Annotated in this window: 9 protein-coding genes, 1 rRNA gene and 2 pseudogenes; 3 read left to right on the top strand and 9 right to left on the bottom strand. The window is 62.8% G+C overall.

Annotation, left to right across the window (positions count from 1 at the left end):
• On the top strand, positions 1-864 hold an 864-nt coding region (locus CZ203_RS14655; RefSeq protein ID WP_159456405.1), incomplete at its 5' end, for a DUF4179 domain-containing protein.
• A 63-nt stretch (positions 865-927) separates the two neighbouring features.
• On the opposite strand, the gene CZ203_RS07025 is transcribed toward CZ203_RS14655, so the two are convergent.
• Together CZ203_RS07025 and CZ203_RS07030 are read right to left on the bottom strand one after the other, a co-directional pair.
• A complete protein-coding gene (locus CZ203_RS07025; RefSeq protein ID WP_087065419.1) occupies positions 928-2,598 on the bottom strand; it encodes a formate--tetrahydrofolate ligase in 1,671 nt (556 codons plus the stop codon).
• 40 nt (positions 2,599-2,638) lie between these two features.
• Positions 2,639-2,851: pseudogene (locus tag CZ203_RS07030) on the bottom strand (formate--tetrahydrofolate ligase); the annotation flags it as partial.
• Between the two features lie 241 nt (positions 2,852-3,092).
• Here CZ203_RS07030 and CZ203_RS07035 point away from each other — a divergent pair.
• The gene (locus tag CZ203_RS07035) at positions 3,093-4,211 is read left to right on the top strand and encodes an FtsW/RodA/SpoVE family cell cycle protein (protein WP_159456406.1); all 1,119 of its coding nucleotides are present in this window, start codon (positions 3,093-3,095) and stop codon (positions 4,209-4,211) included.
• Between the two features lie 84 nt (positions 4,212-4,295).
• Here the strand turns inward: CZ203_RS07035 and nrdG are convergent, their stop codons facing one another.
• The 3 genes and pseudogenes from nrdG to CZ203_RS07050 form a co-directional block, all read right to left on the bottom strand.
• Positions 4,296-4,811, bottom strand: a complete 516-nt coding sequence (nrdG, locus tag CZ203_RS07040) for an anaerobic ribonucleoside-triphosphate reductase activating protein (protein WP_087065422.1) — start codon at positions 4,809-4,811, stop codon at positions 4,296-4,298.
• Positions 4,812-4,814: 3 nt separating this feature from the next.
• Positions 4,815-4,964, bottom strand: a pseudogene (gene nrdD / locus CZ203_RS07045) (anaerobic ribonucleoside-triphosphate reductase); the annotation flags it as partial.
• 79 nt (positions 4,965-5,043) lie between these two features.
• A complete protein-coding gene (locus CZ203_RS07050; protein ID WP_087065424.1) occupies positions 5,044-7,365 on the bottom strand; it encodes an anaerobic ribonucleoside triphosphate reductase in 2,322 nt (773 codons plus the stop codon).
• Positions 7,366-7,621: 256 nt separating this feature from the next.
• On the opposite strand from CZ203_RS07050, the gene CZ203_RS07055 reads away from it, so the two are divergent.
• Positions 7,622-8,137 (top strand): manganese catalase family protein, encoded by a 516-nt coding sequence (locus tag CZ203_RS07055; RefSeq protein WP_087065425.1) that lies wholly within the window; start codon positions 7,622-7,624, stop codon positions 8,135-8,137.
• A 44-nt stretch (positions 8,138-8,181) separates the two neighbouring features.
• Here CZ203_RS07055 and CZ203_RS07060 read toward each other — a convergent pair whose 3' ends face one another.
• The 4 genes from CZ203_RS07060 to rrf all read right to left on the bottom strand — a co-directional run.
• On the bottom strand, positions 8,182-8,520 hold the full coding sequence (locus CZ203_RS07060) for a hypothetical protein (RefSeq protein WP_087065426.1): 339 nt from the start codon (positions 8,518-8,520) through the stop codon (positions 8,182-8,184).
• Between the two features lie 55 nt (positions 8,521-8,575).
• The gene (locus tag CZ203_RS07065) at positions 8,576-9,445 is read right to left on the bottom strand and encodes a metallophosphoesterase (RefSeq protein ID WP_087065427.1); all 870 of its coding nucleotides are present in this window, start codon (positions 9,443-9,445) and stop codon (positions 8,576-8,578) included.
• Between the two features lie 23 nt (positions 9,446-9,468).
• Positions 9,469-9,993, bottom strand: a complete 525-nt coding sequence (locus CZ203_RS07070) for a GNAT family N-acetyltransferase (protein WP_087065428.1) — start codon at positions 9,991-9,993, stop codon at positions 9,469-9,471.
• Positions 9,994-10,160: 167 nt separating this feature from the next.
• A 5S ribosomal RNA gene (rrf, locus tag CZ203_RS07075) occupies positions 10,161-10,266 on the bottom strand; the annotation flags it as partial.

Consider the following 10,266-nt stretch of genomic DNA (forward strand, 5'->3'; position numbering starts at 1 on the left):
GTCCTGGTGGGCGCCGCGGCGGCGCTGCTGCTGACCTTCGGGGCGCTGGCCGCAAACGGCACGGCCGCCTACTGGCTGCACAGCCTGTTTTCCAGCACGCCGGACAGCCTACTGGAAAGCCTCGGCACACCGCTTGACGCTTCGGACACCGACCACGGGATTACCGTGCAAGCCAAGGCGGTGATCAGCGACGGCCGCCGCACCTGCGTCGCCCTGGCCGTCACGCCGGGCGACACTGGCGCCTTCCCCGGCATCCCGGACGCGCACCTGTCCTTCTCCAACCTGCATGTGACGCTCGACCGGGACGAACCCACCACCGGGTACGGCATGTCCTCCCTGCAACGCATCCCGGGTACGGACACCTGGCAGACCATTCTGGAAATCCAGCACGAGGGCAGCACCACGGTGCCGGGGCGGGTCTCCTGCACAATGGACGGCATCTTCGCCTACGGCGACGACTACGCGGTGCGCGGGCAGCCGGTGGACGGCCACTGGGCGCTCACCTTCCCGCTTTCCACAACTGATACCGCCCGCCGTTTCCAAGCCGGGCAGCAGGTCGAGACGGACGGGAGGATACAGGCGCATTTCACCTCGATCGAGGTGTCTCCGCTCGGTATGGACGTCGCGGCTACGCTGTCCTTCCGCGCCGGCGGTGCCTACGACGGTATCCGGGAACCGCAGCTCGTGCGCAAGGACGGCTCCGTCGTCAAAGACTACACGACGGTGGGCAGCCTCGCCCCCGGCGAAGGCAGGGACGGCGACTACACCTGGCACATCCGTTTCGGGGAGATCACTCCGCTCAGCGAGGCGGCGGCGCTCAAGTTTGGCGACGCCACCATCCCGCTCACGCCGCAGGAATCGTAAAAATCGTAAAAAAGGAAGCGCGCCGGGCAATCCGGCGCGCTTTTTTATCAGGATGCCGCCCGCTTAGAACAGGCCGGTGATCTTGCCTTCCGCGTCGACGTCGATCTTTTCCGCCGCCGGCAGCTTGGGCAGGCCGGGCATGGTCATGATTGCGCCGGTCTCGCAGACCACGAAGCCCGCGCCCGCGGACAGGCGCGCCGTGCGCACCGTGAGCGTGAAGCCCTCCGGCCGCCCGAGCAGGGACGCGTCGTCGGACAGGGAATACTGCGTCTTGGCCATGCAGACCGGCAGACGGGCGTAGCCCATGCCCGCGATGGTCTGCAGCTCCTTGGCCGCCGCAGGCAGGATGTTCACCTCGGCCGCGCCGTAAATCTCCGTTGCAACGGTGCGGATCTTGTCCTCCAGGGACAGCGCGTCGTCATACAGCGGGCGGAAATCCGCCGCGCCGCCCTCGACCGCGGCCAGCACCTTCTCCGCCAGCGCCCTGCCGCCTTCGCCGCCCTTGGCGAAGACCTCGGAGAGCGCACACTCCACGCCCTGCGCGCGGCAGAAGTCCGCGATATACGCCTGCTCGGCCGCGGTATCGGTCGGGAACGCGTTGACCGCGACGACGACCGGCACGCCGAATTTCTTGAGGTTTTCGATGTGCTTGCCCAGGTTGACGATGCCCTTTTGCAGCGCGCCCAGGTTTTCCGCGCCAAGCTCGGCCTTGGGCACGCCGCCGTTATACTTGAGGGCGCGCACCGTCGCCACGAGCACCGCGCACGCGGGGCGCAGCCCGGCCTTGCGGCACTTGATGTCGAAGAACTTCTCCGCGCCGAGGTCCGCGCCGAAGCCGGCCTCCGTGACCGTATAATCCGCCAGCTTGAGCGCAAGCCGGGTCGCCTGCACGCTGTTGCAGCCGTGCGCGATATTGGCGAAGGGGCCGCCGTGCATCAGGCAGGGCGTGCCCTCGAGCGTCTGCACCAGGTTGGGCTTGATCGCGTCGCGCATCAGGGCGGCCATCGCGCCCTCGGCCTTAAGGTCGCGCGCATAGACCGGCTCGCCCGCATAGTTGTAGGCGACCAGGATATCGCCGAAGCGGCGCTTGAGGTCGGCCAGGCCGTCCGCCAGGCACAGGATCGCCATGATTTCGGACGCGACGGTGATCATGAAGTGATCCTCGCGCGGCACGCCGTTCATTTTGCCGCCCAGGCCGATCGTGATATTGCGCAGGGCGCGGTCGTTCATGTCCATGACGCGGGTGAAGGTCACGCGGCGCGGGTCGATGCCGAGCGCGTTGCCCTGCTGCATGTGGTTATCCAGCATGGCGCACAGCAGGTTGTTCGCCGCGGTGATGGCGTGCATATCGCCGGTGAAGTGCAGGTTGATGTCCTCCATCGGGACGACCTGCGCATAGCCGCCGCCGGCCGCGCCGCCCTTGATGCCGAACACCGGCCCGAGCGACGGCTCGCGCAGCGCGATCACCGCGTTTTTGCCCAGCTTCGCCATCGCCTCGCCGAGGCCGACGGTCGTCGTCGTCTTGCCCTCGCCCGCCGGGGTCGGGTTGATGGCGGTGACCAGGATCAGCTTGCCGTCCGGCCTGTCCTTCAGCCGCCCCCACACCGTGGACGCCAGCTTGGCTTTATAGTTGCCGTACAGCTCCAGCTCGTCCGGCAGCAGGCCGGCGGAAGCCGCCACCTCGGCGATCGGGCGCATCTTGCAGCCCTGTGCAATTTCAATATCGGTCAGCATATCTTTTTTCCTCCCCATTTTAAAGCAGCCCCCGGGCNGTCTTGCCCTCGCCCGCCGGGGTCGGGTTGATGGCGGTGACCAGGATCAGCTTGCCGTCCGGCCTGTCCTTCAGCCGCCCCCACACCGTGGACGCCAGCTTGGCTTTATAGTTGCCGTACAGCTCCAGCTCGTCCGGCAGCAGGCCGGCGGAAGCCGCCACCTCGGCGATCGGGCGCATCTTGCAGCCCTGTGCAATTTCAATATCGGTCAGCATATCTTTTTTCCTCCCCATTTTAAAGCAGCCCCCGGGCGGCGGGATATACGCCGTATCCCCCCGCCGCCCAAAACCAGGGCTGTGAAATCCACGTCTAAACAGCCGCTATGCGGCTATTATACCATGCCGTGCCTGCAGATACCAGCCGCCTGCCGCGAAAAGTATGAACTTTTTGCAAAAACCCGTGCAAACAGCCCCCGTTTGTGGTATCATAAAACCTATATCGAAAGGATGTGACTCTTTGCGACCGCTTCGCGCCCTCGGGCATTATATCAGGCATACCGACCTGTACCTGCTGGTCCTGGCGCTTGCCTGCTCCGGCTACGGCGTCGCGCTGATCTACAGCGCCACCCGCGCTTACGGGACCAATAAATATATCTATATGCAGCTTGCGGCGATCGCCATCGGCGTGGTTGCCTTTGTCATCATGTCGCTGCTCGACCTGGAGACCATCGCCCCGGTCTGGAAATGGGTGTTCCTCCTGAACTTCGGCTTCCAATGCGTGCTGTTCACCCCCATCGCGCGCGACGTCGGCGGCAACCGGAGCTGGATCAGCCTTGGCCCCCTGAGCCTGCAGCCCGCGGAAATCGGCAAGCTGCTCTTTATTTTCACCTTTGCCGCGCACCTCTCCTCGGTGCGCGACCGGCTGAACCACTGGAAGACGCTTTTGCCGCTCGCCCTGCACCTCTTCGCGATGATGGGCGTCATCATCGTGTCCTCGCGCGACATGGGCATGAGCCTGTCCTATTTCGCCATCTGCGTCATCATGCTGTTCGCCGCGGGGCTCAGCCTCAAGTGGTTCGCGGGCGGCGCGGTGCTCGGCATCGCCTCGATCCCGTTCCTGTGGAACTTCGTCCTCAAGAACTACCAGATCACCCGTATCCTCGTGCTGTTCGACCCGTCGATCGACCCGGAAAAGGCCTGGCAGACCACGCAGAGCAAAATCGCCATCGGCGCGGGGCAGATGTACGGCGAGGGCTTCCTGCAGGGCAACCAGACGCAGTACAACATGCTGCCCGCCAAGCACACCGACTTTATCTTTTCGGTCGCGGGCGAGGAGCTGGGCTTCATCGGGAGCTGCGCCATCGTCGGCCTGCTCGCGCTGCTGATCCTGCGGCTGTTCTATGTCACTTTCAAGGCGAACAGCTCCTTTTCCTCCCTGCTTGTCATGGGCATCGCGGGCATGATCTTTTTCCAGACGTTTGAAAACATCTTCATGTGCCTCGGCCTGCTGCCCGTCATGGGGCTGACGCTGCCGTTCTTCAGCTACGGCGGCACCTCGGTCATCACCATGTTTGCCGCGGTCGGCATTGCCGCCGGCGTGCGGATGCGTGAAAAGCCAAGCTGGCTGCAGCGGTAAAACCAGATCAAAAAAAACCCGGAGGGCTTACCGCCCCCGGGTTTTTTTGATGGATCTTTTCGCGCCCCTGCCGGGCGCGGCGCCTTACGGCACCTGCTGGTAGCCCTTCGCCCAGACCGGCGCGCCGGTCTTGAGGGACGCGGGCACGTCCAGGATGCGCTGGTTCCGGCTGCCGCGGAACCGCAGCGTCAGGTCGCGCTGCGTCTCGATAAAGGGGCCGTCGACCAACAGGTCGCACTGGGCGAGCAACGCGTTTTCGTCCTCTCCCAGTTGTAATATCTGTTCGAAAGTATACCCGCTGTATGCCATGATATGCTTATTTTTCGCATGGAGCGCCTCCGCCAGCACGGCGAGCGGCCGCGCCTGCGAAAAGGGCTCGCCGCCGGAGAACGTCACGCCGCCGATCATCGGGTTGCGCATGATATCCGCATAGAGCGTATCGAGCTTGAGCACCGTGCCCCCGTCAAAATCATGGGTCTGCGGGTTCTGGCAGCCCGCGCAACGGTGCGGGCAGCCCTGGGTAAAAATCACGTAACGGATGCCGGGCCCGTCCACGATGGATTCCGCGATGGTCCCGGCGACGCGCAGAGAACCTTCCATGCGTCAGGCCGTCCTGCTCTCTTCCGCGTCTTCCTCCGCCGGGCAGGCGGCGGTATTGTGCTTGACGCGGTCGTGCTCCTCCGCGCGCTTGGCGTTATTAAAGCGGTCGAGCGTGCCAACCAGGTAGCCGGTGATGCGGCGGATCCGCTCAAAGCCCACGCCCTCGCCGATCAGCTGCTCTTCACGATTGATGTTCGTTACCTTTTCCATGATATAACTTCCTTTCCCTTTATCAGTCGAGCGCATTCGGCTGGCGGTCGCCCTCTTCGTAGGGGTCGCCGTGGTAGCCGACTGTTTCACTGTTCAAATGTTTGTATACCCCGATCCGGCGCAGCTTATCCAAGCTCACGCCCTCGCCCTCATGGCGGCCGCAGCGCGGGCACACGTCGCCGATGATGCCGGTATAGCCGCACACCGGGTCGCGGTCGATCGGGTGGTTGATCGCGCCGTAGCCGATGCCGACATCCTTCATGCAGCGCACGACGGCTTCAAACGCCTCGAGGTTCTGCGTCGGGTCGCCGTCCAGCTCGATGTAGCTGATATGGCCGCCGTTCGTCATCGCGTGGTACGGCGCTTCGCGGTGCAGCTTCTCAAACGCGGAGATCGGGAAGTACACCGGGATATGGAACGAGTTGGTATAATACTCGCGGTCGGTCACGCCCTCGATCACGCCGTACTTTTCGCGGTCGATGCGGATGAAGCGGCCGGACAGGCCTTCCGCCGGGGTGGCGATCAGCGAGAAGTTGAGGCCGTACTTTTTGCTCGCCGCGTCCGTGCGGTCGCGCATGTGGCCGACGATCTCCAGGCCGAGGTTCTGCGCCTCGTCGCTCTCGCCGTGGTGGTGGCCGATGAGCGCCTTGAGGCATTCCGCCAGGCCGATGAAGCCGATCGTCAGCGTGCCGTGCCGCAGCACCTCGCCGACCGTATCGTCCGGGTCGAGCTTGTCCGAATCCAGCCAGATGCCCTCGCCCATCAGGAAGGGGTAATTGCGCACCCGCTTCTGGCACTGGATGGCGAAGCGCGCGAGCAGCTGTTCGATCACCAGGTCGATCTTGCGGTCGAGGTCCTCAAAGAAGAAGTCCACGTCGCCGTGCGAACGGATGCCGATGCGCGGCAGGTTAATCGAGGTGAAGGACAGGTTGCCGCGGCCGTTGACGATCTCGCGCGACGGGTCGTAGACGTTGCCCATGACGCGTGTGCGGCAGCCCATATAGGCGACCTCGCTCTCGGGGTGGCCGGGCTTGTAGTATTGCAGGTTAAACGGCGCGTCGAGGAAGGAGAAATTCGGGAACATCCGCTTGGCGGATACCCGGCACGCCAGCTTAAACATATCGTAGTTCGGTTCGCCCTCGTTAAAGTTGACGCCGTCCTTGACCTTGAAAATATGGATCGGGAAGATCGAGGTCTCGCCGTTGCCCAGCCCCGCCTCGGTCGCGAGCAGCACGTTCTCAATCACGAGGCGGCCTTCGGGCGAGGTGTCGGTGCCGTAGTTGATGGAGGAGAACGGGATCTGCGCGCCCGCGCGGGAATGCATGGTGTTCAGGTTGTGCACCAGCGCTTCCATCGCCTGATAGGTCGCCTTGCGGGTCTCCTTGTCCGCGTACTTTTTGCAGAAGCGCACGGCCTTCGCCGCGGCCTCCTCGCCATACGCCGCGGCAAGCGCCTGCTCCATCGCCTCGTCGTAGCCGTTGTCCGCGGCGATCGCCGCCCATTTGCCGGTGCCGCGCTCGACCTGCGCGGTCAGGCGCGCCGCGGCTTCCTCCGCATCGTCCTGCCCCGCGAAGACCTCGACCGCCTTGGCGAGGTTCTGCTTATAAAGCTTGCGGTAGGTCTTGCGCACGCCCGGCGCCATGGAATAATCGAAGTTTGGCACGGACTGCCCGCCGTGCTGGTCGTTCTGGTTCGCCTGGATGGCGATGCACGCCAGCGCGGAATAGGAGCGGATGTCGTTCGGCTCGCGCAGGAAGCCGTGGCCGGTCGAGAAGCCGCCCTCGAACAGCTTGAGCAGGTCGATCTGGCAGCAGGTCGTCGTGAGGGTCAGGAAGTCCAGGTCGTGGATGTGGATGTCGCCCTCGCGGTGCGCCTTGGAATGCTCGGGGTCGAGGATGAACATCTCATAGAACTGCTTGGCGCCCTCGGAGCCGTATTTGAGCATGGTGCCCATCGCGGTGTCGCCGTCGATGTTGGCGTTTTCCCGCTTGATGTCGTTCTCCAGCGAGGACTGGAACGTCAGGTCCTCGTACACCTTCATCAGCCGGGTGTTCATCTCACGCACGCGGGTGCGCTCGTTGCGGTAAAGGATGTATTTCTTGGCGGTGCGGGCGTGGCCGTTCTTGACCAGCACCTTTTCCACCATATCCTGTATCTGTTCCACCGTGGGGGGCTCGCACGAGGCCTCCGCCCCGAGGCTGTCCTCGACCTGTTTTGCCAGTTCCATGGCCATTTGGTAGTCATGCCCGCCGACCGACTGCGCCGCCTTAAAAATGGCGTTTGCGATCTTCTCCAGCTCGAAAGCCGTCCTTCTTCCATCCCTTTTGATGATCTCCTGCACCATTTTAGCGAACTCCCCTTTTATCATAAGTATTTGAAAAAGCAACTTTTTTGCACAAAATAACGTGCACATAAATTCGAATCGCCACCATATCTTGTGGTGGCTGGTACTTGTTATTGTAGTACAGCCCCGATGGATTGTCAAGGCGCGGCGGAGCGTTTCGTCGGAACTTATAAAATTGTCACCTTTTTTTCGGTGCACTTCGGGGGCTTCCTCGCATACATTGGAAATACAAGCTAAAACAGGAGGCGCATGACAAATGGACAAAACCTGCATGAATTACATACTCGCCGAACCCTATCCCGCCGTATCCCCGCAGAAACCGGACAATAACGCCGCCCGCCGCCTGCTGGGCAGCTATGCCGGCCCGCAAGGCGAGCTGACGGCCATCCTGCAATACGTTTACAACAGCCAGCTCGCCCCCCTCGCGGGCGCGCCCCAGGTCGGGGAGCTGTTCCATTGCGTTTCCATGGTCGAAATGCGGCACCTGGAGCTAATCGGCAAGCTGGTCCTGGCCTATGGCGGCGACCCGGGCTACCTCTATTACCAGACCCCGGGGCGCACGGCGTGGTGGACGGGCGCGAACGTCTCCTACGTAAAGCAGCCGGCGCGCATGCTGCGCGACGCCATCGCGGGCGAGGAGCAGGCGATCGCCGAATACCGCCGCCTGGCCGGGTCCCTGCAGGACAGCGGCGCGAAGGCGCTCCTGCAGCGCATCATCGCGGACGAAGAGCACCACATCGCGCTTTTTACGGGCGCGCTGCAAAAGCTGTGAACAGGGGAAAGGGGCTGTTGCAATGCAACAGCCCCTTTTTTCCGTTATGCGCCCATTGATGCGATCAGCCATGGGATGAACCAGCACAGCAGCGGCGCCAGGATCGGCAGCGTCCAGAAAACCGTGCGGCCGAAGTAAGAGCCTTTGCCCGCGTCGATGTTGCGCCCCTCGTCCTGATAATACGCCTTGCGCTCCTCGGGGTCGAAATTGCCCGCGGTGATGCGCAGCAGCAGCGGCGCCGCGGTGGCAACCAGCGCGATCACCATCAGGCGGGCAACCTGCCCCTGGACGCCCCATTGCAGCGACAGTGCGTACAGCACCGGCCAGAACAGGTACCATGCATAGCGGAACGCCCGCCAGAATCTTTCATGCTTGCCTTTCATATGGCATCCCTCCTTGATTTCTAGTATCAAGGTACACCTTCCACAAGGGGGAAAGTCAATAGCTTTTTGAAAGATCCCCGGAAAAACCTTCTGTCCCGCGCACGTCGATCACGACCAGCTCCGGCGGGTTGAACACGCGCGGCAATTTCCAGTTCACGGACAGGCCACGGCTGACCACCTGCGTCAGCGCGCCGTGCCGGTACACCCCGCCGGGGTACTTGGGGAAAAAGCCCTCGTCCGGCCCGACCAGCCCATCCAGCAGGAACGGGATGCGCGCCTGCCCGCCGTGGTTATGCCCGGATACCACAAGGTCGAACGGGTACTTCTGGTACTCCCCGATCCAGTTCGGCCGGTGCGCCAGCAGGATCGTATAGGCGTCCTGCGGCAGGTCGGCAAAGCCCTCCGCCATCGCGGCGCGCGGGTCGAAGCCGCGGTCAAAGTCGGCGCGCACCGGGTCGCTCACGCCGGCCACCGCCACCTGCACGCCATGCAGCGAGGCGTACTCCCAGCGGTCGTCCAGGACGGTCACGCCGTATTCCGCAAACAGCGCGAGGACGGTGTCCATGTCGCGCGTCCAATACTCGTGGTTGCCCGTTACATAATAGAGCGGCACACGGCCGGCCAGCTTGGCCAGCAGCAGCCGTACCCCGTCCGGCGGCGTAACGTTGTCATAGATGTCCCCGGCGAGCAGCACGGCGTCCGGCCGGCTGGCAAGGATGCGCTGCGCCAGCGGCGACTGGTCGCCGCCGTAGATATGGCTGTGCAAATCCGTGACCAGCGCGAGCCGGATGGACGTGCCTGCCTTGAGCTTATCGCTCTCGATGGTATAAAATGTCGTGACGAGCCCCTGATAAAATGCCGCCGCGCCTGCCAGCGCGAGCAGGCCGAACAGGATGCAGCGCCTACCCCAGTTTGCCTTTTTCATAAGTCCCTCATTTGCAGGATGGTTTACACCTTTTCCATAATAACATGCTGTAAATACGCGGCAAATTCCGTATACAACGCTTCCGATAAAGCGGACGGCCAGGACATCACCACGAGTTTATGCCCGTCATGCCCCGCATGGTAGGGCGGGTGCACGTGCACAAAACCGTTCGCCGTAAAGCCCGCCCTCTCATAAAACGCCTTGCGGCGGATGGAGACCCCGTCCGCGGGCGGGTCGATCTCGAGGATCACCGCTTTTTCCTTTTTCTGTAGCAGCTCCAGCGCCTTCCGCCCGTATTGCCGGTTCCGCATCGACGGTAGGATGCAGAAATGCTCCACATAGATGAAACGCGCGGTTTCCCAGCAGAGCATCAGCCCGACAAATTGCGCGTTGTCGTAAATCAGGTTATATTGATACGCCGGTTCGTGCAGGATTGCGGCCTGCGCCGGGGCTTCCCGCTGCTCGTGATAAGGGAAACTGTCCTGATATAACGCGCAAGCTTCCCGGTACCGCGCATCCTGCGCGCCGCGTAAACATTCAAACCGCATACTGCGCCTCCTCCAACAAAGCCGGGCGGCAGGACGGCGGATTTCCCGCCCCCGCGCGCCTTCTGAACCAATTTTATACAGTCCTGCGGCGGAAGTCAAGAAAAAGGCGTGTCCGCCGCCGCTCAAACAGAAAAAAGCGGCGACCCCCAAAGGATCGCCGCTAAAAATGTAGGCGCTGCGTTATCTTCCCGGGCCGTCGCCAGCCAAGTATTGTCACCGTTAACGAGCTTAACTACTGTGTTCGGTATGGGAACAGGTGTACCCTCGTCACCA

Source organism: Intestinibacillus massiliensis, assembly GCF_900155735.1.
Lineage (GTDB): Bacteria > Bacillota > Clostridia > Oscillospirales > Butyricicoccaceae > Intestinibacillus > Intestinibacillus massiliensis.

Bases quoted from the DNA above. Each gene is read 5' to 3' on its own strand.
- CZ203_RS07055 (WP_087065425.1), top strand. From the start codon at position 7,622: ATGGACAAAACCTGCATGAATTACATACTCGCCGAACCCTATCCCGCC.
- nrdG (WP_087065422.1), bottom strand. From the start codon at position 4,811: ATGGAAGGTTCTCTGCGCGTCGCCGGGACCATCGCGGAATCCATCGTG.
- CZ203_RS07050 (WP_087065424.1), bottom strand. From the start codon at position 7,365: ATGGTGCAGGAGATCATCAAAAGGGATGGAAGAAGGACGGCTTTCGAG.
- CZ203_RS07060 (WP_087065426.1), bottom strand. From the start codon at position 8,520: ATGAAAGGCAAGCATGAAAGATTCTGGCGGGCGTTCCGCTATGCATGG.
- CZ203_RS07025 (WP_087065419.1), bottom strand. From the start codon at position 2,598: ATGCTGACCGATATTGAAATTGCACAGGGCTGCAAGATGCGCCCGATC.
- CZ203_RS07065 (WP_087065427.1), bottom strand. From the start codon at position 9,445: ATGAAAAAGGCAAACTGGGGTAGGCGCTGCATCCTGTTCGGCCTGCTC.
- CZ203_RS07070 (WP_087065428.1), bottom strand. From the start codon at position 9,993: ATGCGGTTTGAATGTTTACGCGGCGCGCAGGATGCGCGGTACCGGGAA.